This window comes from Bradyrhizobium sp. BR13661, assembly GCF_029892425.1.
Taxonomy (GTDB): Bacteria; Pseudomonadota; Alphaproteobacteria; order Rhizobiales; family Xanthobacteraceae; genus Bradyrhizobium.
In genome coordinates this window covers 133,241-154,165 of sequence record NZ_JARXWB010000006.1, presented here as the reverse complement: position 1 = coordinate 154,165, position 20,925 = coordinate 133,241, and the positions used below count along the sequence as shown (strand labels likewise).

The 20,925-nt window shown below is 63.8% G+C and carries 21 protein-coding genes; 15 read left to right on the top strand and 6 right to left on the bottom strand.

Annotated features, from left to right (window positions below; genetic code table 11):
- Positions 1–125 precede the first annotated feature (125 nt).
- Both M2427_RS12300 and M2427_RS12295 read left to right on the top strand, forming a co-directional pair.
- Positions 126–608 (top strand): 2Fe-2S iron-sulfur cluster-binding protein, encoded by a 483-nt coding sequence (locus M2427_RS12300; RefSeq protein WP_280706582.1) that lies wholly within the window; start codon positions 126–128, stop codon positions 606–608.
- Complete coding sequence (locus M2427_RS12295; RefSeq protein ID WP_280706581.1) at positions 608–4,123, top strand: molybdopterin cofactor-binding domain-containing protein; 3,516 nt, start codon at positions 608–610, stop codon at positions 4,121–4,123. Before M2427_RS12300 ends, M2427_RS12295 begins: the two co-directional genes overlap by 1 nt.
- A 13-nt stretch (positions 4,124–4,136) precedes the next feature.
- Here M2427_RS12295 and M2427_RS12290 read toward each other — a convergent pair whose 3' ends face one another.
- Positions 4,137–5,105, bottom strand: coding sequence for a catechol 2,3-dioxygenase (locus tag M2427_RS12290; protein WP_280706580.1), 969 nt, complete (start codon positions 5,103–5,105; stop codon positions 4,137–4,139).
- A gap of 349 nt (positions 5,106–5,454) precedes the next feature.
- Between M2427_RS12290 and M2427_RS12285 the strand changes: the two genes are divergently transcribed.
- Genes M2427_RS12285 through M2427_RS12275 form a run of 3 tightly spaced genes read left to right on the top strand, consistent with a single transcriptional unit; the run spans position 5,455 to position 9,166 of the window.
- Positions 5,455–6,675 carry a hypothetical protein gene (locus M2427_RS12285; RefSeq protein ID WP_280706579.1) on the top strand — a complete coding sequence of 407 codons (1,221 nt, stop codon included), beginning with the start codon at positions 5,455–5,457 and terminating at the stop codon, positions 6,673–6,675.
- Positions 6,672–7,772, top strand: coding sequence for a hypothetical protein (locus tag M2427_RS12280; protein ID WP_280706577.1), 1,101 nt, complete (start codon positions 6,672–6,674; stop codon positions 7,770–7,772). The genes M2427_RS12285 and M2427_RS12280 overlap by 4 nt, the downstream gene beginning before the upstream one ends.
- Positions 7,773–7,783: 11 nt before the next feature.
- Positions 7,784–9,166: a hypothetical protein gene (locus M2427_RS12275; protein WP_280706576.1), complete on the top strand. Its 1,383-nt coding sequence runs from the start codon at positions 7,784–7,786 to the stop codon at positions 9,164–9,166.
- Here the strand turns inward: M2427_RS12275 and M2427_RS12270 are convergent.
- The gene (locus M2427_RS12270; RefSeq protein WP_280706575.1) at positions 9,163–9,795 is read right to left on the bottom strand and encodes an ABC transporter ATP-binding protein; all 633 of its coding nucleotides are present in this window, start codon (positions 9,793–9,795) and stop codon (positions 9,163–9,165) included. The genes M2427_RS12275 and M2427_RS12270 overlap by 4 nt on opposite strands.
- A gap of 262 nt (positions 9,796–10,057) precedes the next feature.
- On the opposite strand from M2427_RS12270, the gene M2427_RS12265 reads away from it, so the two are divergent.
- The 3 genes from M2427_RS12265 to M2427_RS12255 all read left to right on the top strand — a co-directional run bounded on the left by M2427_RS12265 (position 10,058) and on the right by M2427_RS12255 (position 13,179).
- Positions 10,058–11,797 carry a DUF87 domain-containing protein gene (locus tag M2427_RS12265; protein ID WP_280706574.1) on the top strand — a complete coding sequence of 580 codons (1,740 nt, stop codon included), beginning with the start codon at positions 10,058–10,060 and terminating at the stop codon, positions 11,795–11,797.
- A gap of 132 nt (positions 11,798–11,929) precedes the next feature.
- Positions 11,930–12,508 carry a peroxidase-related enzyme gene (locus tag M2427_RS12260; RefSeq protein ID WP_280706573.1) on the top strand — a complete coding sequence of 193 codons (579 nt, stop codon included), beginning with the start codon at positions 11,930–11,932 and terminating at the stop codon, positions 12,506–12,508.
- A complete protein-coding gene (locus tag M2427_RS12255; protein ID WP_280706572.1) occupies positions 12,505–13,179 on the top strand; it encodes a flavin reductase family protein in 675 nt (224 codons plus the stop codon). The genes M2427_RS12260 and M2427_RS12255 overlap by 4 nt, the downstream gene beginning before the upstream one ends.
- 5 nt (positions 13,180–13,184) lie before the next feature.
- Here the strand turns inward: M2427_RS12255 and M2427_RS12250 are convergent, their stop codons facing one another.
- Positions 13,185–13,916 carry a Crp/Fnr family transcriptional regulator gene (locus tag M2427_RS12250; protein ID WP_280706571.1) on the bottom strand — a complete coding sequence of 244 codons (732 nt, stop codon included), beginning with the start codon at positions 13,914–13,916 and terminating at the stop codon, positions 13,185–13,187.
- Between the two features lie 142 nt (positions 13,917–14,058).
- Between M2427_RS12250 and M2427_RS12245 the strand changes: the two genes are divergently transcribed.
- Positions 14,059–14,280 carry a hypothetical protein gene (locus tag M2427_RS12245; RefSeq protein ID WP_280706570.1) on the top strand — a complete coding sequence of 74 codons (222 nt, stop codon included), beginning with the start codon at positions 14,059–14,061 and terminating at the stop codon, positions 14,278–14,280.
- Here M2427_RS12245 and M2427_RS12240 read toward each other — a convergent pair.
- Complete coding sequence (locus tag M2427_RS12240) at positions 14,277–14,420, bottom strand: hypothetical protein (RefSeq protein WP_280706569.1); 144 nt, start codon at positions 14,418–14,420, stop codon at positions 14,277–14,279. The two genes, M2427_RS12245 and M2427_RS12240, sit on opposite strands and share 4 nt — an antisense overlap.
- Positions 14,421–14,696: 276 nt before the next feature.
- Between M2427_RS12240 and M2427_RS12235 the strand changes: the two genes are divergently transcribed.
- Positions 14,697–14,852: a hypothetical protein gene (locus M2427_RS12235; RefSeq protein ID WP_280706568.1), complete on the top strand. Its 156-nt coding sequence runs from the start codon at positions 14,697–14,699 to the stop codon at positions 14,850–14,852.
- A 67-nt stretch (positions 14,853–14,919) separates the two neighbouring features.
- Here M2427_RS12235 and M2427_RS12230 read toward each other — a convergent pair whose 3' ends face one another.
- Both M2427_RS12230 and M2427_RS12225 read right to left on the bottom strand, forming a co-directional pair.
- Positions 14,920–15,915 (bottom strand): serine hydrolase domain-containing protein, encoded by a 996-nt coding sequence (locus M2427_RS12230; RefSeq protein ID WP_280706797.1) that lies wholly within the window; start codon positions 15,913–15,915, stop codon positions 14,920–14,922.
- Positions 15,916–15,999: 84 nt separating this feature from the next.
- Entirely contained in the window at positions 16,000–16,626 is a 627-nt protein-coding gene (locus M2427_RS12225; RefSeq protein WP_280706567.1) for a ParB-like protein, read from the bottom strand.
- Positions 16,627–16,977: 351 nt separating this feature from the next.
- Between M2427_RS12225 and M2427_RS12220 the strand changes: the two genes are divergently transcribed.
- The 5 genes from M2427_RS12220 to M2427_RS12200 all read left to right on the top strand — a co-directional run bounded on the left by M2427_RS12220 (position 16,978) and on the right by M2427_RS12200 (position 20,920).
- Complete coding sequence (locus tag M2427_RS12220; protein WP_280706566.1) at positions 16,978–17,322, top strand: hypothetical protein; 345 nt, start codon at positions 16,978–16,980, stop codon at positions 17,320–17,322.
- 245 nt (positions 17,323–17,567) lie between these two features.
- Positions 17,568–17,855, top strand: a complete 288-nt coding sequence (locus M2427_RS12215) for an acyl carrier protein (protein ID WP_007592476.1) — start codon at positions 17,568–17,570, stop codon at positions 17,853–17,855.
- Between the two features lie 10 nt (positions 17,856–17,865).
- Positions 17,866–18,336 carry a 3-hydroxyacyl-ACP dehydratase FabZ family protein gene (locus tag M2427_RS12210; protein WP_280706565.1) on the top strand — a complete coding sequence of 157 codons (471 nt, stop codon included), beginning with the start codon at positions 17,866–17,868 and terminating at the stop codon, positions 18,334–18,336.
- A complete protein-coding gene (locus M2427_RS12205; RefSeq protein WP_280706564.1) occupies positions 18,333–19,538 on the top strand; it encodes a beta-ketoacyl-ACP synthase in 1,206 nt (401 codons plus the stop codon). Before M2427_RS12210 ends, M2427_RS12205 begins: the two co-directional genes overlap by 4 nt.
- Before the next feature lie 104 nt (positions 19,539–19,642).
- On the top strand, positions 19,643–20,920 hold the full coding sequence (locus M2427_RS12200; protein ID WP_280706563.1) for a beta-ketoacyl-ACP synthase: 1,278 nt from the start codon (positions 19,643–19,645) through the stop codon (positions 20,918–20,920).
- The last annotated feature ends 5 nt before the right edge of the window (positions 20,921–20,925 follow it).

Genomic DNA, 20,925 nt, shown 5'->3' with positions numbered 1-20,925 from the left:
GGCCTTGTTCACAAAGCGGGCAGTTGCGCTGCACTGCGGCATGACCGCTTGCACGTTTGTGTACAAACGGTATCGTCGCGACGTAGAATTCTTGCCATCGCAGAGTCTTGGGCTTGGGAACGAGGATGACGCAGGCACCGATCCGCCTCACCGTGAACGGCAGGATCCACGAGGTCACGGCAGAACGCCAGACGCCGCTGCTTTATGTGCTGCGCAATGATCTCGGACTGAACGGCCCGAAATACGGTTGCGGCTTGGGTGAATGCGGCACCTGCACCGTCCTGATTGACGGCACGGCCGCACGCTCCTGCGTCATTCCGATCGGCGGTTGCGCCGGGCGCGAGGTCGTGACGCTCGAAGGGCTCGGCACGCGCGAAAAGCCTGACGTCGTGCAGCAGGCCTTCATGGACGAGCAGGCGGCGCAATGCGGCTACTGTCTCAACGGCATGATCATGACCACCAAGGCGCTGCTCGCAATCAATCCCCAACCGACTGAGCAGGAGGCGCTGGCAGCACTCCGCTACAATCTCTGCCGTTGCGGCACGCATGTGGAAATCCTGCGCGCGGTGATGCGCGCAGCGGGTCAGCTCGCCGAGGCCCGTGATTGATGGCCTCCCCTGTTTCGAACGGAGTTGAGCGGGGCTCGCTCGTCGTCGCCCGCACGGTGGACGAGGTCACGTCTGAAACCTTCATCCGCATCACCGCGGACGGCGCGGTCACCGCTTATAACGGCCATGTCGATCTCGGCACCGGCATCCGCACCGCACTCGGGCAGATCGTTGCCGAAGAGCTCGACGTGTCCTTTGCACGCGTCATCGTCGTGCTCGGCGACACCGCCGTGGTGCCGAACCAGGGCGCGACGATCGCCAGCGAAACCATTCAGATCACCGCAGTGCCCCTGCGCAAGGCTGCGGCGCAGGCGCGGCACTTTTTGATTGCGCGCGCGGCCGAGCGCCTGGAGCTGCCCGCCGATGCGTTGAAGATCGAAGACGGCCTCGTCCGCGGCCACGACAACCGCAGCGTCAGTTATGGCGAACTCATCGGCAGCGAGACCGTCCGCCTCGAGCTTGCAGATGACGTCGCGGTCAAGGCCGTCGGCGACTACGCCATCGTCGGCCAGTCGATACCGCGCGTCGATCTTCCCGCGAAAGCAACGGGCGAGCCGACCTTCGTCCACGACATCCGCGTGCCAGGCATGCTGCATGGCCGTGTCGTCCGCCCGCCCTATTCCGGCGTCGATGCCGGCCCGTTCGTCGGCACCAGCCTGATCGCGGTCGACGAATCCTCGGTGCGCGACATTCCCGGCCTCGTGGCCGTCGTCCGCATCGGCGATTTCGTCGGGGTCGTTGCCGAGCGCGAGGAGAATGCGATTCGTGCGGCCGAGCAGCTCAAACTGAGCTGGAAGCCGACGCCCACACTGACCAATCTCGCCGATGTCGAGACTGCGCTGCGCACCCACCCGTCGATCCCGCGCACGCTGATCGACAAGGGCGACGTCGATGCGGCCATTTCAGGCGCGGCCAGGTCGATGCAGCGCACTTATGTCTGGCCGTATCAGATGCACGCCTCGATCGGCCCGTCCTGCGCGGTCGCCGACTTCCAGGACGGCAACATCCGCGTCTGGTCCGGCACGCAGAACCCGCATGTGCTGCGCAGCGACCTCGCGCTGCTGATCGAGCGCCCGGAGAGCGAGGTCGAGGTCATCAGGCTCGAAGCCGCCGGCTGCTACGGCCGCAACTGCGCCGATGACGTCACGGCCGACGCGCTGCTGCTATCGCGCGCGGTCGGGCGACCTGTACGCGTACAGCTGACGCGCGAACAGGAGCACGCCTGGGAGCCCAAGGGCGCCGCGCAGCTCATCGATGTCAATGGCGGCCTCGATGCCGATGGCGGCATCGCTGCTTACGATCTCGCCACGCGTTATCCCTCGAACGCCGCGCCGACGCTGGCGCTGCTGTTGACCGGTCGCATCTCGCCCGAGCCCGCCGTGCTGCAGATGGGCGACCGCACCGCGATCCCGCCTTACGATTACGACCACATGCGCGTCGTCGCCCACGACATGGCGCCGATCGTGCGCGCGTCCTGGTTCCGCGGCGTCTCGGCGCTACCGAACACCTTTGCCCATGAATCCTACATCGACGAGGCCGCGACCGAAGCCGGCGTCGATCCCATTGAATATCGGCTGCGCTATCTGAAAGACCAGCGCGCCGTCGATCTCGTCAATGCGGTTGCCGAACGCGCGGGCTGGACGCCACGGCCGGTGCGCGAGGAGAAGGACGGAGAAATCGTCCACGGGCGCGGCTTTGCCTATGCGCTCTACGTCCACAGCAAATTCCCCGGCTATGGCGCGGCGTGGTCGGCCTGGGTTGCCGACGTTGCCGTCAACAAGACCACCGGCGATGTCAGCGTCACCCGCGTTGTCGCCGGACAGGATTCCGGATTGATGATCAATCCGGACGGCGTACGCCACCAGATCCATGGCAACGTCATCCAGTCCACCAGCCGCGCGCTGATGGAAGAGGTCTCGTTCGAGCGTGGCGCGGTGGCGGCACGTGAATGGGGCGCCTATCCGATCATCCCCTTCCCCGACGTGCCGGAGATCGACGTGCTGATGCTGCCGCGGCAAGACCAGCCGCCGCTCGGCGTCGGTGAGTCCGCGTCGGTCCCCAGCGCAGCGGCGATTGCGAATGCGATCTTCGATGCCACCGGCGTGCGCTTTCGGGAGCCGCCGTTCACGCCGGAACGCATCTTGAAGGGGCTGCACGGCAACACGGCGCCCGTGCCGCAAGCCCTGCCCGCGCCCGCAGCGACAAAGCCATCCCGCATCTGGGAAAATCCGTTCGCCAAACGCGCCGGCATTTTCGCGACGATCGCAGCGGTCTGCACCGCCGCGATCGGCATCGGTGCCGCACTCATGCCCGGGCGCGCCATCGTGCCGATCCCGCGGCCCGACGCATCGGTCTATTCGGCCGCGACCATCGCGCGCGGCGAGCGGCTCGCAGCGCTCGGCAATTGCGCGGAATGCCACACCAGCCTCAATGGCGTGCTCAACGCCGGCGGCCGCGCGCTGGAGACGCCGTTCGGCACGATCTATTCGACCAACATCACGCCCGATGTCGAGACCGGCATCGGCGCCTGGTCCTACCCGGCCTTCGAGCGCGCGATGCGCGAGGGGCTGCATCGCGATGGACGGCAGCTTTATCCCGCCTTCCCCTACACGCATTTTTCCAGGACCAGCGATGCCGACATGCAGGCGCTCTACGCCTATCTGATGGCGCAGCCTGCGGTGCGGACGACCGCGCCTGCGAACACGCTCGCGTTTCCCTTCAATCTCCGCCCGCTGCTCGCGGGCTGGAATGCGCTGTTCCACCAAACCCAGGAGTTCAAGCCCGATCCCTCTCGATCCGAACAGTGGAATCGCGGCGCCTATCTCGTCGAGAGCCTCGGCCATTGCAGCGCCTGCCATTCACCGCGTAACGCCCTCGGCGCCGAGCAGCGGCAGGCCTATCTCGCCGGCGGCATTGCGGAAGGCTGGGAAGCGCCGCCGCTGACCTCGCTCTCGCACGCGCCGATCCCGTGGAGCGAGGACGAACTGTACGCATACTTGCGCACCGGCTATTCACGCTATCACGGGGTCGCCGCCGGCCCAATGGCGCCGATCGTGCGGGATCTCAAGGCGCTGCCCGATCAGGACATCCGCGCAATGGCGGACTATCTCGGCTCGTTCAACGACGCTGCTGCCGACGCGCCCGCGCTGGCGGCGAGGCTCGAGAGCGCAACGCAAGTCACCGTCGCCTCGTCCACCGGCGCCCGGCTCTACCAGGGCGCCTGCGCCGTCTGCCACGAGGTCGGTGGGCTGCCGCTGTTCGGCAGCCGCCCCTCGCTCGCGCTCAACAGTAATCTGCACAGCGCAACGTCGGACAATCTCGTGCAGGTGATCCTGCACGGTATTACCGAGCCGGCGTCGAGCGACCTCGGCTACATGCCGGCGTTCGGGAATAGCATGAGCGACGCGCAGGTCGAGGACCTCGTCAGCTTCCTGCGCAGCCAGTTCGCCCCGGATAAGCCGGCCTGGACCGGCATCCGCGAAACGGTCGCGCGGGTGCGATCGTCCCTGCATTGATAGAAGCGCGCAATCACGCGTGCTTCTTCGTCTCCACCGGCGGCGTGCCGTGGGTGTGGAAGGACTCGATCGTCTTCAGGCCCCAGGCCTGGCCCTTCTTGCGCTCTTCCTCCGTCCACACGATCGGCTTCCAGTCCGGCGCGAGGATCAGGCGTGCGCCGGCGTTGGCGACCTCGACGCGGTTGCCGCCGGGCTCGTAGACATAGAGGAAGAAGGTCTGCTGGATCGCGTGCTTGTGCGGCCCGGTCTCGATGTGCACGCCATTCTCGAGGAAGATATCGGCGGCGCGCAGAATCTCCTCACGGCTATCGAGCGCGTAAGTGACGTGGTGGAAGCGGCCGGGCGTGCCGGAATGATCGAGCGAATAGGCGAAATCGTAGCTCTTGTTCGACATGGTCAGCCACATCGCCGCTTCCCGTCCGTCGTTCAGCACGATCTGCTCGGTGAGGCGGCAGCCGAGATAATTCTCGAAGAACTCCCGGTTGGCCTTGATGTCGACGGCGAGGCAGTTGAGATGATCGAGCCGGCGGACATTGACGCCGCGCGCGGGAAAGCGTTGCGCCTGGTTCTTCAGCGCCGGCTTCAGCTCCGGCGGCGCCTGATACCATTCGGTCTCATAATACAGTTCGACGATGTGTCCATCCGGATCCCGGCAGCGGAACGTCGGTCCCTGCCCCATGTCGCCGTCGATCCAGCCGATATCGAAGCCCGAGCCCTTCAGCGCGGCGACGCGGCGCTCCAGCGCCTGCTGGCTACGTGCCCGCAGCGCCATGTGCTCCATGCCTGAGGTCTTCGAGGCCGTGAGCTTGAGCGAATAGCGCTCGTAATCGTCCCAACCGCGCAGATAGACCGACTCGCCCTTGCGCCCGCTGATGGTCATACCCATCACGTCGACGAAGAATTTCAGGCTCTCGTCGGGCTTCGGCGTCAGCAATTCCATGTGGCCGAGATGGGCGAGATCGAGGATCGGTTCGGGCTGCATGGGGTCCTCCAGAACTTGGTCGCGATCGCCGGACCGGATCGCGTATTCGAACGCAGAGCCGGCAAGAGGCTCATGCATCCGGGGCGGCGCCGAGGCCGCGGGTTCATTTGTACCAATGTACAAATGATTAGGTCCCGTCAACAAACTCCTGCGGCGGGGCTTACCCGGGTACGGTCGGCAGCGGCCGGATCACGCGGGTTACGCGGACATCGCACCCGGCTGCCCTGCAAACCCGACGCGCGACAATGAGGCTCCAGCCTGGGCTGATCTTGACGACAACCGCTATCTAAAGGTGTACTAGAAGCCTGCGCCGCGCGACGATCGGCGCGCCGGGAGTTGGGAGAGCTCGATGGCCAGACAATCCGGGAGCACGCAGCCGGCGGGCAATTCAGCGTCAGGACATATCGCCATGATCCGCGCGCTCGGAGTGCCCCCGACGTCCATCGACCATCCCGAGCGGCTGCCGCGCCTGGCACAGGAATGGGCCTATCTCCTGCGGGTGCGCTCGCGATGGGCGTCCGATGTCGAGTTGCGCAAGTCCATCGCCAAGCGCGCAGTCGACGACCTCAAAAGCGTCGGCGTATCGCTCGACCGGCTGCGTGCGATGGCGCAAGCGGATCGCATCGAGATCGAGCTGCACGACTGGGATCGTCAGGACGCACAGGCCTGCGCGATCCATGAAGCAGCCTGCGAGATTCCCTGGGAATATCTGCTCAGCTCCGGCACGCGCTCGGAAGGCCGCTACAAGAGCGTCTTCATCTCGCGCCTCTTCGACAACGGGCTGGCGCGGGTCAAGCCGCATCCACCGGCCAACGTTCTGTTCGTCGAGAGTGCGCCCGGACGTTTCAAGGACAAGTACGAATTCAAGGACGAGGAAGATCGGATCAGCGCCGCGGTCGGCGCCGCCAACAAGCCGGATGACGACGATTACCGGAAGATCCTCCGCACGCCCCAGAGGAGTGAGCTCGTCGATGAGGTTCGCAAGAACTGGGAGGCGATCCATGTCACGGGAATAGACACCCATCAGGCCGGATGGGTGATCGACGACTTCTACGTGGACATGAAGGACAAGAACAAGCCGCTGTTCGAAAGCCTAATCGATTCCGACGGCCGGCTGGTCGATGGAATAATCCTTCGCCAGGACCACGAGAGCGAGCTTCCCGTTCGCTACGACGAGCTGGCCAGGATCCTGGTGAGCCCCACGCCGCCGCGGATCGTGACGCTCAATCTCTACTATTCCGGCGCACGCATCGCGCGCGAGCTGGTCAGGAACAAGGCCCATGTCGCCGTCGGATTTCTCGACGAGATCGACGACGAACTGGCGGAGCTGTTCTTTCAGGCCTTCTACTGGAACTGGTGCGATAGAGAGAGCAACAAGATCTTCTCGATCCCGGATGCCTTCGTGAAGGCTTGGAAGGCGATGCCCATGGACAAGGCGCACGGCACCTCGATCGTGATCTGGATGGGGCGCAGCATCTTCGAGCCCGGCAGCGAGTCCATCAGCAAGACGGCGTCGAGATCCTCCGCAAGGAAGAAGGCGTCTCCTCGAAAGAAAAGGGCAGCCCGATGAACCCGATCCAGGTCGACCTGGAAGTGCCAGAGGCGATCAACTACTCCCTGCTGCACAACAACAGGCCCTTGCTCGACAAGCTGACGCTAACGCGGCTGGTTCGCAACACCGTCCATGCCATCACGATTCGGGTCGAGCTTTGTGTGGGCGCCGAGAACTATCCCTACCGCAACACGATCACCGAGATGGAGGAATTGCAGCTCCCGCTGTCCTCCGACGTGATCATCCCCCTCACCGCCAGCCTGACCCGTTCGCTACACGAACGTGTGCAATCCGCCGTCTACGTCAAGGTGACTTGCGGCGGGATCACAGTGTTCGAGGATACCAGGCGCGTCACGTTGATCCCGGTGGACGAATGGCTCGACGACACCGAGAACAATCCCTGGCTGCCGTCCTTCGTGCTGCCGCGAGATCCGGCCATCCTGCAGATCATCCACGTCTCGCGGCGCTACCTGATCGGCATCCTCGACGATCCCGGCGCAGGGTTCGACGGCTACCAGCAGGGCGTCCAGCGTGCCGTCGATCGCCAGGTGCAGGCGATCTGGACCGCGCTCGTGAACGAGTACCGCCTGCAATACATCAACCCTCCCCCCGCCTACTCGGAGCAGACGCAGCGGCTCCGCACGCCGAGCGAGATCGTCGCGTCCAACACCGGCACCTGCATCGACCTCGCGCTGCTGCTCGCCTCGTGCCTCGAATACGTCGGCATTTTCCCGGTCGTGGTCCTGCTCACCGATCACGCCTTCGTCGGCTACTGGCGGTCCGAAGAGGCGCATGACGACTTCAAGGGCGTGGTGAAGGTGCCCGCCACGGTGCCGGCAGTCGGCGATGCCGCGACCCGTGATGCGGGACTATGCTACGTCGACCCCTATGGCTGGCGGCTCACCAGGATGAGCTACACCGAGGTGATGGCCTATGTGGCATCGGGCGATCTGGTGATGCTGGAAGCCACCTATTTGACGGGGGCTTGGGGCTTCAAGGACGCGCAGAAGGAAGGCCGGGCCAATCTGCGCAGCCAGAAGGAGTTCGACAGCCTGCTCGACATCCAGCGCGCCCGCGAATTGAACGTCACACCGCTTCCGATCATCAACGAATGACGGCATCGATCATGTCACAGCTAGCCGCGGAAGATCCCAGGCGTTACCTGTCGCTGATCAAGGCGGCCGAGGATCACGACGACCTGTTCCAAGCTCTCTATGTCGACCATGATGACGAGATGGACTCCGTGTCTGGCCTGCGACGCCGCCGGCGGCGCGCCTCCAACTCGCCCGACAGCACCATTCTCGCAGCGTCACTCGTCGAGGAAAACGGCGTGCTGCGCTGGTATGACGGCGTTCCGGCCCGGGAGGACGCGCCGCAGCGACGCCGCCGCCGTGCACGACGCGCCGGGGCACCACCGCCGCTTCCGGACCAGACCGTCGTTCTGACCAAGGAGTTTCCAAGGCTCCAGCCCAACAAGGCCGCCGCCGCCGTCGGCGCCATCGACATGCGCCTCAATTCCGCGATCGGCGTCACGCTGCAATCCCACCTCAGGCAATTGCAACGCGGCCCGCAAGGGTTTGCCATTGGCGTCGACGTCCGAGGACCATTCAAAGGCCGCACCCTGTTGTTCGTCCACGGAACCTTTTCCAACGCCGTCAACATGATCGGCGAATTCCAGGCAACGCCCGACGGCCAGGCATTTCTCAGCGCTGCCTTCGAGGGCCCCAACAAGTACGATCAGATTCTTGTGTTCGAGCACGCGACGCTCGCCGTGAGTCCGGTGCTGAATGCGCTCGAGCTCGGACGCGCTTTCGGCAACAGTTCAGGAGAGCTCCGCGTCATCGCTCACAGCCGTGGCGGACTGATCGTGCGCTGGTGGCTGGAGGCCTTCGGTGCAGCGCTCACCGCCGAGACCCGCGTCGTCTTTGCGGGCTCACCGCTCTACGGCACCTCGCTGGCTGCGCCCGACAAGCTCCAGCACGCGTTGAGCCTGATTTCCAATATCGGGACGTTTGCCGAGAAGACACTGCTGCTCGCCGGTGGCGCCAATCCGTTCCTCTGGGTCGCGGGCAAACTTGTCGAGGTGGTGATGACCGTCACCGGCACACTTGCCAACACGCCGCTCCTTGACGGTCTCATCGCGCTCATTCCAGGACTGTTCGGACAGTCCCAGATATCCAACAACTACGAGCTCAATTTGCTCCGGCTCGGTCCGTGCACGACGCGTCCTGTCTATTTTGCTGTCAAGGCGAATTTCGCGACAGTAAATCCTGGATGGCAGTTCTGGAAGAACTTCAGAGCATTGAGGGTCGGCGACCTTGCCGCCGATCAGATCTTCCCGGGCGACAACGACCTCGTGGTCGATACGGCCTCAATGACCAATCTGGGAGAAAAGGACTTTCCGCTCAGCATCAGCGACGTCGAGGATTTTGGCGACGCACCTGACGTCTGGCACTGCAACTATTTCCGCCAGCAGCGGACCATCAACTTCATTCGGTCCAAATTCTAGCCTCCCAGCACCGACAGCTTCGCCGCATGCTCGCGAAACAGCACCCGCAGCTTTCGCCGCAGCGGCAGTAGCGGCTTGGACGCCGCGCCGAGCTTGCTCGATGGTGCGATCAGGTAGGCCTGGGTTTCGTCCTCGATGACGTGCTGCGCGTAGCCGGCCTTTGCGATCTGCCGCCCCAGCGTGCGCGTATCGTAGGAACGCATCGCCTCGCGCACGCCCTTGCGATAATCGGAATCCGTGAAGAACAGCGCGTGCGCGAGCTCGTGCGTCAACGTGCTGCCGCGGCCCTCATAGATGCCGATGACATAAAACCTTCCCTTCAGCCCCGCGAACAGAGCGAGCAACCGCCTCTCCTTATGCGTGAGCGGATCGAACGCGCCGGCATAGAACGGCGCGAACGCGGTGGACGGCACGTTGAAGCCGGACCAGTCCTGATAGTAGGTGAAATTGCCATGCCGCGCGGCGTACCAGTCCATGTACTGTTCGAGCGAGAAGACGCGCCCGTGAAACTCGGGAGACTCGTAATGCTCTTGCACGCGCAGGAAGGTCGATGTCAGTTCGTATTGCGTCTTGAACCGAAGCACGTAGATGCCCGGGCCGACCCGCCGCTTGACGATCTTTCCCGACATTCCTCGCGCCTTCCCATTGTCGATTCCCGCCGTCGCGCAGCTCTTCGGCCTATGGTAAATTATTTTTTAACCGGCGGCAGCCTCATCGGCCCAACAAAGCAGCATTTTCCGGCCGATTCCGCCCCAAAGTATGCATCGGGAACAAATCGCCTCACCGAATTACCGCGGATTTAACAAAGCCGGCGCGCCTGCCGTTTAACCGTTTGTGCAGCGACGACCCGCATAGTTGGAGAAACAGTCTGACTTTTCAGGTTCATCCATCGTGACATCCTTTGGACGCGTGATTTCGGTACGCGGTTCGCTCGCCCGGGTCGGGCTTCTGGCGGAAAGCCGGATGCCGATCTCGGAGGTGCGGGCCACTGTCGGCCGCTTCGTCAGCATCCGCTGCGACAGCTCGGTCATCGTGGCGATGATCACGGAGGTGTCCTGCGAGAATCTGTCCAGCACCGACAATTACATCGCGATTGCCTCGGTCGACCTGCTCGGCGAGATTCTCAACGCCACCGACAAGCCGAAATTCCAGCGCGGCGTCACCAATTACCCGACCATCGGCGATGCCGTGGACCTGATCACCAGCCAGGAGCTGCGCACCATCTACGCGCCGACCGGGTCGGACCAGATCAATGTCGGCTTCCTCCAGCAGGACCGCTCGGTCATCGCCTATGTCGATATCGAGGAGATGCTGTCCAAGCATTTTGCGGTGCTGGGATCGACCGGTGTCGGCAAATCGACCGGCGTGTCGCTGCTGCTCAACGAGATCCTGAAGGCGCGGCCGAACCTGCGCATCTTCCTGCTCGACGTGCACAACGAATATGGCCGCTGTTTCGGCGACCGCGCGCTGGTGCTCAACCCGCGGAACCTGAAGCTGCCGTTCTGGCTGTTCAACTTCGAGGAAATCGTCGACGTGCTGTTCGGCGGCCGCGCCGGTGTGCCCGAGGAACTCGACGTGCTCGCCGAGGTCATTCCGATCGCCAAGGGCATCTACACGCAATACCAAAACACCGACCGTCTTGGCCTCAAGCGCATCGATCCCAAGCAGATCGGCTTCACCGTCGATACACCGGTGCCGTACCGCCTGGTCGACCTGGTCTCGCTGATCGACGAGCGCATGGGCAAGCTGGAAAACCGCTCCTCGCGCATCATCTATCACAAGCTGATCTCGCGCATCGAAGCCGTGAAGAACGATCCGCGCTACGCCTTCATGTTCGACAACGCCAATGTCGGCGGCGACACCATGGCCGAGGTGATCAGCCATCTGTTCCGCCTGCCCGCCAACGGCAAGCCGATGACGGTGATGCAGCTGGCCGGCTTCCCGGCCGAGGTCATCGATTCGGTCGTGTCGGTGCTGTGCCGCATGGCGTTCGATTTCGGCCTGTGGAGCGACGGCGTCTCGCCGATGCTGTTCGTCTGCGAGGAAGCGCACCGCTACGCCTCCGCCGACCGCAATATCGGCTTCGGGCCAACCCGCAAGGCGGTCTCGCGCATCGCCAAGGAAGGCCGCAAATACGGCGTCTATCTCGGCCTCATCACGCAGCGCCCGGCCGAGCTCGACGCCACCATCATCTCCCAGTGCAACACGCTGTTCACCATGCGTCTTGCCAACGACCGTGACCAGGCGCTGCTGCGTGCGGCGGTGTCGGATGCGGCCGCGAACTTGCTGTCCTTCGTGCCGTCGCTCGGCACCCGCGAGGTGCTGGCGTTCGGCGAAGGCGTCGCACTGCCGACGCGCCTGCGCTTCAAGGAAGTGCCGCCGCATCAATTGCCGCGCGGCGAAGCCACCATTTCGAGCGTGCCGTCGGTCTCCGCCGGTCACGACATGCACTTCGTCGGCGCCGTGCTCGAGCGCTGGCGCGGTGCGACCTCGCAGCGCGACGTGCCGAACGACCCGGTGTTCGCCGCGCCTCCCGCCAAGACGCTCGCGCCCGCCGAAACGCCGATGCTGCAGCCCTCGATGGGCCTCGATCCGGATCGTTTCTCGCTGCTGAAGAAGCCGTTGCGGTAAGCCCTTCTCGTGTCCCGGACGCGCCGCAACGCTCTGGAAGCGCTGCGCTGCGACCGAGGCACGAGACCAGCACATTGAGGCCGCCTGCCGCATCGACTATGGTTTCCAGACCCCAAGCCGGAATCCATGCCCATGACAAAGCCTGCGCAACGCTTCCCCGCCCCCGCCATCGACAGCCTGCCGGAGGACATCCGCACGCGCCTGCTCGCCGTGCAGGAGAAGAGCGGGTTCGTGCCCAACGTGTTCTTGACCCTGGCCTACCGGCCCGACGAATTCCGCGCCTTCTTCGCCTATCACGACGCGCTGATGGAGAAGGACGGCGGTCTCACCAAGGCCGAGCGCGAGATGATCGTGGTCGCGACCTCGGCGGCCAACCAGTGCCAATATTGCGTGATCGCCCATGGCGCGATCCTGCGCATCCGCGCCAAGAACCCGCTGATCGCCGACCAGGTCGCGATCAACTACCGCAAGGCCGACATCACGCCGCGGCAAAAGGCGATGCTCGATTTCGCGATGAAAATCTCGGCCGACGCCCAGCGCATCGCCGAGGAAGATTTCGCCGCGCTTAGCCCCCATGGCTTCAGCGATGGCGATATCTGGGATATCGCGTCGATCTCGGCCTTCTTCGCACTGTCGAACCGGCTCGCGAATTTCACCGGCATGCGGCCGAATGACGAATTCTATCTGATGGGACGTTTGCCCAAGAAATGACCAGTGCTCACGACCCCAGCGACGTCTCGTTCGCAGGTGACGTCACGTTCGACTTTCGCGAACTGTCGGCGCGCGACAAATACAAGCTGCTGATCGGCACCGTCGTGCCACGGCCGATCGCGCTGGTGACGACGGTCGATCCCGACGGACGGATCAACGCCGCGCCGTTCAGCTTCTTCAATTGCCTGTCGGCAGATCCGCCGATCCTCGCACTCGGCGTCGAGAACCATCCGGACATGCGGTTCAAGGACACCGGTCTCAATATCCGCCTGACCGAGGTCTTCACCGTCAACATCGTCTCGCACGCGATTGCCGAGGCGATGCATGTCTGCGCTGTGCCGTTCGCGCCTGACCATGATGAGCTGAAGGCGGCCGGCCTGACCGCCATGCCGGGTAAGACCGTCGCGTCGCCCTGGATCAAGGAAGCGCCCGCCGCGTTCGAATGCCGTCGCCACATCACGCTGGAGCTCGGCAAGTCGCGGCAGATCATCATGGGCGAGATTCTGTTCGCGCATTATCACGCCGACGTCGTCGACGCCGAGCGCCTGCACATCGACCCTGCCAGGCTCGATGCCATCGCCAGGCTCGGCGGCAGCACCTGCTCGACCATCCGCGACCGTTTCGACATGGCGACGCCGACGCTCGAGGACTGGAACGAAAGCCAGTCATAGCCCGATCACAACGTCGGGGACTGGTGCAGATAGCGGCGGTCGAAATCCGCAAGCTCCAGAAATCTCGGTTCGTCGAGCACAGTGACGCGCCCCCGTTGCAGCTCGACGATGCCCTCCTCGCGCAGCTGCCTGATCACCCTGTTGGCGTGCACGGCGGTGACGCCCAGGGCTTCGCTGATCTGCTCCTGGGTTAGCGGCATTTCGAAGCTGGCCCCGTCGACACGTCCGATGATCCTCAGGCGCTCACGCAGCTCGATCATGACATGGGCGAGCCGCGCCGGCGCGGGACGCTGGCCGACATTGACGATCCATTCGCGGAACATGGCAGCGTCGATCAACGTATCGCGCCAGAACATCTCGGCGACGACAGGCCTGCGCCGATGCAGTTTTCGCAGCGTCTCGTGGCTGATGAAGCCGAGCGTCGCCGGCGTCAGCGTCGACAGATCGTGGTCCATCACGTGCAGGAACAGGCTCATGAGATCCGGGATCTCGCCGGGAATGTGCAGAGACAGGATCTGCCGCTTGCCGTTTGCGATCGTCTTGGAGCGGGCGCAGAAGCCGTCCGCGATCAGGCAGCAGTCGGTTGCGCGCTCGCCATCGCGCACCACCGCCGTTTCGGCGGGAAACTGCCGCACCGAGATCGGCAGGGCCTCGATCTCCTTGATGTCTTCCTCCGCAATTCCGGAAGAAACGCGCAGACGCCTGATGAGCGCTGCGCGGATCGCATCGCTGGACACTTGTTTGGCTCCGGTGTGGAGATGGAACTCAAAGCGCCGCAGCGCCGTCAGGTCAGAACCCGCTATCGGGTTGCCCGGTTCCAACAAAAGTTAAGGACGCGGCTTGCAAGCCTGTGGTTGGCTCGGCCTCGAAAGGCCAACCATGACCAAGAAACGCAACCGTACGCGTCCCGCCCTGTCGCTCCAGGAACGCCTGAGCAAGTTCACTGAGGACGCTCGCGCCGCAGCCAAAAGGCTGCCGGCCGGCGCCGAGCGGCACACGCTCCTGCAAAAGGTCCGCGACGGCGAAGCCGCCGCCGACATGGATCGCCTGCTGTCCTCATCCGGCCAGCAGAGCCCGACTAATTCGCGGGCGAACCGCTAGTGCTTGACCATCAGCGGAAGCGCCGGCGCGAAGCGCTCCTCGAAGGTCAAAGTCCTCGCCTGGTGAACTGCGGCAAACGATGCCGAGATTCCAGCTGACGCGACCGCGACCAAGGCAATTGCGAAAATCAGACGACGCATGTGAGCCTCCTGTTATGAGCTCCACCACCCTATGTGAGTGCGCTCGCTCTGTTTCAGGACGGTTTCATCGGCGCGGAAAATGGTTGCGTTCAAGCGGCTGTGATGAGGTCCGGCTTATCGGATCGTGCGCCGTCACCAACTAACAGATGTTGCAGCTGTCTTGCAGCGGGCCGGAACGATATCGGGAATTTCACGTCCGCAATCTCGATCGTGAATCGCAAGGCTGTCGCAACGGGCAGGAATTGCTTGCGTGCAGCGTCGTCGAGGAACACTCAAATGAAAGTCGTCATCCAAAGGCTCAATGGTTTGTGGCACCTCATCGTCGGGTCTTACCGGATCCGAACGCCGTTCCTGGCAACTCAGGACCGCGCGCTGGTCGTGAACTACGCCAGGCGTGCGTATCCTGGCGCCAAGATCTTCCAGCGCGACTGATGTGAGCATGCGCCTTCCATCGAGATCGCTCGACGATACTGTGCGTCGCGAGGAGCCGATGGCGGCGCTATCGCACCAGGTCCAGCTCGAGCCCGGGATGATCTCCGGGCAAGACCGAACTCAAGATCGCCTTGGCGAGCGGCATCCCGGCCTCAGACGAGGTCAGCACGACGACCGCATCGCGTGATTCCAGATCGGCCATGGCGAGCGAACGAAAGCCGGGATTGCTGCCCCAGTGCCAAATCGCGGCTGAACGCCCTCTCTGCTCGATCCCCCATCCCAGTCCCCAGAAGAGATTTGGCATCGGGAGCTTCACCGGATCGCGCGTGATCAGCGCCAGCAATTGTTCATCGCCGAGCACGGCGGCCACGAAGCGCGCGTAGTCATTCGCCGTGGTGTAAAGCGAGCTGGCCGCGATCTCATAGGGAAAGCGGAGTTGGCGAGGCGCCCCCGAAACGAGGTTTGGTTGTATCGCCGGGGTGAGCTTGAACGCGGTGCCTGTCAGTCCAATCGGAGCAAACACCTCCTGCTCGGCAAGTTGCTGGAGAGGACGCTCGGTCACGACTTCGAGCATGCGCTGGAGCAGCACGTATCCCTCGCCTGAATATTGCCAGCGCGCAGCTGGGGCAAAACTCGGCGTCAGCGGTCCCTTGGAGGCCCAGTTCGGAAAGCCGGCACTATGAGACAGCAGTGCCCGCGGTGTTACGGTGCGCAAGACTTCGACGGGAACCGTGTCGACGTTAGGAGCTTCCTTCAGCGCGAAGATATTTTGGCGGTGCAAATAACCGTTGGGAAATATCTCGCTGAGCGGACTGTCCAGCGACAATTTTCCGCGCCGCGCCATCTGAAGCACGATGTAGGCCACGACCGGCTTCGACAATGACGCGGCTTGCAAAACAGCGGCTGGGCCAGGATCGGTGCCGCAGCCGGACACTGATAGTTGTCGTGCCTGGTGTCCGTTTCTCAGGACGGCCGCGGACACCGCACATATTTTTGCCTCGGTCGCCAGCCGGACCGATAGGTCGTCAAGGTCATCTGCGTAACCTGGCTTCGACAACGCCATTGCGGCGCAAGACGCCACCAGGAATGAGCGCCGGTCCATCAACACTCCACACCCACCCGTGACATCAGAGCGATGCGACGCGCCTCAATCGTCCGATGCCGGCCCGCACCAGCCGGGCAGATAGATCGCATCCTTGCTCTTGGCCGCGGCCAGAGCCTTCTCGAGCGACTTGTCGAAATTGGCATCGACCGCCTTGCGCGTCAGCTTGCGGCGCAGGAAATCAGCCCACAGGAATTCGGAAAACGGCGTGGTGTCCTTGGCGAAGCCGCCCATGCGGCGAAGCTCGCCGGCAAGGCTGCGGAACGGATCGTCCTTGAGGTCGACGACCGACTTCGGCAGATCGCGGAACGGACGCCGCTCGCCCTTGCTGTCGTAGGGATAGACCCAGCGCTTGTTGTCCATCACGCCCCAGAACGCCTCTTTCTCGACCATGCGGAGATCGCCGACGACGGTGACCAGCACCTCCTTGATGCCCTCGTCGTGCAGCGCGCGGCCGAGATGGTGATGGTCGATCACGTAGTAGCGCCCGTCAGGCCCGAAGACGACGGGGATCATGTGGGTGCCGAGCAGGTCGGACTGCTTCTTCTTGTCGTGCTCGCGCCAGCGCTTGCGCTTCTCCTTGACCTCACGCATGCCGACCGTCATCTGCGTTGGCCGAAGCGACAGGATCGGCACCGGGTGCACTCTCGGCTCGCGCGCGTTGGGGGTCATGATCGAAGCGCCTCTCAGTTGATTGCCAAGGCTGGTGATTGCCAAGGCCGGTGATTCCAAGGCTGGTGATTCCAAGGATGGTCCAACGGCTGGGCCAGGGTTCCCGATTATGCCATCGGCCCCGTCGCGGCAACATGCGTTCGAAGCGGACGGCGCCCTTGTCCAAGCGATTGCTGCAACGCAACCCGGACGTCCCTGACAGCGCGATGACAACCGGCTTCGAACATCGCTTGCGGCGATGATGAAAGATAATGCGAACGCGCAATGCATGTGCGCGTTGAGAAGATTTTCTGCACCCGCTGTGTCGCCTATGCTATCTAAAAATCGCTGCTTCGGAGTAATCCCCGCCTCATGAAATCCCAGCGGCCCATAACCTCGGACGACGAGCACCGGGTGCTCCAGTTCAGGCCGCGCACGACGCCCTCTCCCGTGATCCACCGGGGCAGCGGTGTCGTCCAGAAGCTGCATGCAGCGGCGCCCGAACCGCTCGACCTGTCGCGCTATGAACAGCCGCGCGAGGAGCCGGACGACTACCGCCATCGCATGCTCGCCAATATCGCGGCGCTCGCCTTCACCATCGCCCTGACTGCGATCGGGATCTGGCTCGCCGTCAGCATCGCCGATTTGCGGCGGACCCAGGATTGCGTGCTGATGGGTCGGCGGGACTGCGTCAAGATCACGACCCCGCACATCTAGACCCGGCCTCCCCGAGACATCTTGCGAGCGGAAGGCGAAGTCAGGCAGAAACCCGCCGCCGGGGCGGCGTCCCCAGCCCTCTCCCCACCCTGTCCGGCTCCATTGAACTCAGGGCGGCGCTCCGATATACGGGCTCTCGACCCGTCCAGAGGGGGGTTAGAGGGCGTCATCAGGGGCGCGATGCCCACCCACCGTGCCACTCTGGGATACCTGATAAATATCCGCAATATATCAAAGGCTTAGTGATGTCCTCCACATTCGATCAGGTCGCAACGATCATCGCTGAAACCTGCGACATCCCGCGCGACACGATCACGCCGGATAGCCATGCCATCGATGACCTCGGCATCGACAGCCTCGATTTCCTGGACATCGCCTTCGCGATCGACAAGCAGTTCGGCATCAAGCTGCCGCTGGAAAAGTGGACGCAGGAAGTCAACGACGGCAAGGCGACCACCGAGCAGTATTTCGTGCTGAAGAATCTGTGCGCGCGCATCGACGAGCTGGTTGCCGCCAAGGGCGCGAGCGCCTAATCGGGCGACCATGCAACTCGAATACTTCCACATGATCGATCGCATCGTCGACCTCAAGGTCGACGAGAAGACGATCGTCGTCGAGGCCCTGGTTCCCAAGGAGAGCACCATCTTCGAGGGGCATTTCCCGGGCTATCCCCTGATGCCCGGCGTGCTGCTGATCGAATCGATGGCGCAGGCTTCGGGCTTTCTCCTGCTGGGCGTCTTGAAGTTCGAGCGCATGCCGATTCTCGCTGCCGTGAAGGAAGCCAAGGTCCGCGGCTCGGTGTTTCCGGGCGACCTCATGACGCTCGAGGCGAGCGTCGCCCATGAGGGCTCGGGCTACGCGATGACCGAGGCGAAGCTCCGGGTTGGCGGCAAGCTCCGTGCGAACTCGAGCCTCACCTTTACGCTGATCCCCTTCCCCAATTCGGATATGCGCGGATACATGGACGCGGTCGCAGCCCGCGTCGGTTTTCCGCAACAGGCCGTCTCGCCATGACTGACACCGCTTCGAAGCCCGGCCAGACGGAAGTCTGGATCACCGGCATTGGTCTTGCCACCTCGCTCGGCGAAGGGCTCGACGCCAACTGGGCCGCGCTCCAGGAAAAGCGCATCAATGTCGACGAGAAGGGCTTTGCGCCCTTCATCGTGCATCCGCTGCTGCCCGTCTCCTTCGACAGCCAGATCCCGAAGAAGGGTGACCAGCGCCAGATGGAAGCCTGGCAGCGCATCGGCGTCTATGCTGCGGGCCTTGCGCTCGACTCGGCCGGCATCAAGGGCAACAAGGACATCCTGTCGAAGATCGACATGGTGGTCGCCGCCGGCGGTGGCGAGCGCGATCTCAACGTCGACACCGGCGTGCTGAACGCCGAAGCCAAGGGCGCCAACGCGCCCGGCTTCCTCAACGAACGGCTGATGAGCGATCTCCGGCCGACGCTGTTCTTGGCGCAGCTCTCCAACCTGCTCGCCGGCAACATCGCCATCGTCAACGGTCTCGGCGGCACCTCGCGCACCTTCATGGGCGAAGAGGTTGCGGGCGCAGACGCGCTGCGCATCGCGCTGTCGCGCATCGCCTCGGGCGAGAGCGACATTGCGCTGGTCGGCGGCTCGCATAATGGCGAGCGCAAGGACCTGCTGGTGCTCTACGAATTCGGCGACTTCAACCTGAAGGACAAGTTCGCACCCGTCTGGGCGCGCAAGGACCACGCCGGCTTCGCGCTCGGCTCGGCCGGCGCCTTCCTGGTGCTGGAGTCGAAGGCGCATGCCGAAGCGCGCGGTGCCAAGCCATACGCAAAACTCTCGAGCGTCGTGACCGATTTGGCCCGGCGCAAGCAGACCGGCGACATCAAAGCGACGCTGGAAAAGCTATGGGACAAGCTGCCCAAGCACGCCGGCAAGGGCGCGATCATCTCGAGCGCGACAGGCGCGGAGCCGGCGACGTCGGAAGAGCGCGACTTCCTGAGGAAGCACGCTGATTTCCCGGTGCGTGCGACCGGTACGATGTTCGGGCACACCATGGAAACGCAATTCCCGCTCGGCATTGCGCTCGCGGCGCTCGCGATCTCGCGGGGGGCGCTGTTCCCACCGAACGATTCGACCGGGACCGAGATTGAAATGCAGGGGGCGCCCACCCAGATTGTGGTGGTGGGAGCCGGACACTGGCGCGGCGAAGGCATGGCGCTGGTCGAGGCAGTAAGCTAAAGCGCGCCGCGCTTTAGCCGGTTGTTGTTTTGAGCATGATCTGGTCGGAAAACCGCGTCACACTTTTCCGGATCATGCTTTAGCTCTATCGGGGGACGATCGACATGACTGCACCACGCGACAAACTCGGGCGTCCCGTTGTCGTCGTCACCGGCATGGGCATCACGACTTCGCTCGGTGCCGGTAAGGCCGACAATTGGTCCAAGCTCGTTGCCGGCGAATCCGGCATCCGCACCATCACGCGCTTTCCGATCGACGGCCTGAAGACCACCATGGCCGGCACGGTCGATTTCGTCAGCGTCGATCCGTTCTCCTCCACGGGCCTGTCCGAGCGGATGGCTGAGCTCGTCACCCAGGAAGCCCTAGAGCAGGCCGGCATCGGCGCCAAGGGTGACTTTCCGGGTCCCCTGTTCCTCGCGGTCGCGCCTGTCGAAGTCGAGTGGCCGCAGCGCCGTGAGCTCGGCCGCGCGGTCGGTGCGCCCGATTTCACCTATGACGATTTGCTGCGCATCTCCGGCGGCGGCAAGTACAGCGCCTATCATCACCGCTTCATGTTCGGCTCGGTCGCAGCCCACCTCGCCGAGACCTTCGGTACCAAGGGCTCGCCGATCTCGCTGTCGACGGCCTGCGCGTCGGGGGCAACCTCGATCCAGCTCGGCGTCGAAGCGATCCGCCGCGGCGAGACCGATGCGGCGCTGTGCGTCGCCACCGACGGCACCGTCAATCCGGAAGCGCTGGTGCGCTTCTCGCTGCTCTCGGCGCTGTCGACCCAGAACGATCCGCCGCAGGCAGCCTCCCGTCCCTTCTCCAAGAACCGCGACGGCTTCGTCATGGCCGAAGGCGCAGGCGCGCTGGTGCTCGAAAGCTATGAGGCGGCCACCGCGCGCGGCGCAAAAATTCTCGGCGTGATCGCCGGCTGCGGCGAGCTCACCGACTCCTTCCACCGCACCCGCTCCTCGCCCGACGGCAAGCCGATCATCGGCTGCATGAACAAGACGCTGGCCGATGCCGGCATGACGCCTGACCAGATCGACCACATCAACGCGCACGGCACCGCGACGCCGGAAAACGACAAGATGGAGTACAACACGACCTCGGCCGTGTTCGGCGATCTCTTGCAGAAGATCCCGGTCACCTCCAACAAGTCAATGGTCGGCCATACCATCTCGGCCGCCGGCGCGGTCGAAGCGATCTTCTCGCTGCTCACGCTCGAACATCAGCGCATTCCGCCGACCATCAATTACGACAATCCGGATCCAACGATCCTGTTCGACGTGGTCGGCAACAAGGCGCGCGATGCCCGTGTTACCGCCGTCATGTCGAACTCATTCGGCTTCGGCGGCCAGAACGCCTCGCTGATCCTGACCCGCGAACCGGCCTGACCGGA

Excerpts from the sequence above, each read along its gene's own strand:
- M2427_RS12300 (WP_280706582.1), top strand. The coding sequence starts at position 126 with ATGACGCAGGCACCGATCCGCCTCACCGTGAACGGCAGGATCCACGAG.
- M2427_RS12295 (WP_280706581.1), top strand. The coding sequence starts at position 608 with ATGGCCTCCCCTGTTTCGAACGGAGTTGAGCGGGGCTCGCTCGTCGTC.
- M2427_RS12290 (WP_280706580.1), bottom strand. The coding sequence starts at position 5,105 with ATGCAGCCCGAACCGATCCTCGATCTCGCCCATCTCGGCCACATGGAA.
- M2427_RS12285 (WP_280706579.1), top strand. The coding sequence starts at position 5,455 with ATGGCCAGACAATCCGGGAGCACGCAGCCGGCGGGCAATTCAGCGTCA.
- M2427_RS12280 (WP_280706577.1), top strand. The coding sequence starts at position 6,672 with ATGAACCCGATCCAGGTCGACCTGGAAGTGCCAGAGGCGATCAACTAC.
- M2427_RS12275 (WP_280706576.1), top strand. The coding sequence starts at position 7,784 with ATGTCACAGCTAGCCGCGGAAGATCCCAGGCGTTACCTGTCGCTGATC.
- M2427_RS12270 (WP_280706575.1), bottom strand. The coding sequence starts at position 9,795 with ATGTCGGGAAAGATCGTCAAGCGGCGGGTCGGCCCGGGCATCTACGTG.
- M2427_RS12260 (WP_280706573.1), top strand. The coding sequence starts at position 11,930 with ATGACAAAGCCTGCGCAACGCTTCCCCGCCCCCGCCATCGACAGCCTG.
- M2427_RS12255 (WP_280706572.1), top strand. The coding sequence starts at position 12,505 with ATGACCAGTGCTCACGACCCCAGCGACGTCTCGTTCGCAGGTGACGTC.
- M2427_RS12245 (WP_280706570.1), top strand. The coding sequence starts at position 14,059 with ATGACCAAGAAACGCAACCGTACGCGTCCCGCCCTGTCGCTCCAGGAA.
- M2427_RS12240 (WP_280706569.1), bottom strand. The coding sequence starts at position 14,420 with ATGCGTCGTCTGATTTTCGCAATTGCCTTGGTCGCGGTCGCGTCAGCT.
- M2427_RS12235 (WP_280706568.1), top strand. The coding sequence starts at position 14,697 with ATGAAAGTCGTCATCCAAAGGCTCAATGGTTTGTGGCACCTCATCGTC.
- M2427_RS12230 (WP_280706797.1), bottom strand. The coding sequence starts at position 15,915 with ATGGCGTTGTCGAAGCCAGGTTACGCAGATGACCTTGACGACCTATCG.
- M2427_RS12225 (WP_280706567.1), bottom strand. The coding sequence starts at position 16,626 with ATGACCCCCAACGCGCGCGAGCCGAGAGTGCACCCGGTGCCGATCCTG.
- M2427_RS12220 (WP_280706566.1), top strand. The coding sequence starts at position 16,978 with ATGAAATCCCAGCGGCCCATAACCTCGGACGACGAGCACCGGGTGCTC.
- M2427_RS12215 (WP_007592476.1), top strand. The coding sequence starts at position 17,568 with ATGTCCTCCACATTCGATCAGGTCGCAACGATCATCGCTGAAACCTGC.
- M2427_RS12210 (WP_280706565.1), top strand. The coding sequence starts at position 17,866 with ATGCAACTCGAATACTTCCACATGATCGATCGCATCGTCGACCTCAAG.
- M2427_RS12205 (WP_280706564.1), top strand. The coding sequence starts at position 18,333 with ATGACTGACACCGCTTCGAAGCCCGGCCAGACGGAAGTCTGGATCACC.
- M2427_RS12200 (WP_280706563.1), top strand. The coding sequence starts at position 19,643 with ATGACTGCACCACGCGACAAACTCGGGCGTCCCGTTGTCGTCGTCACC.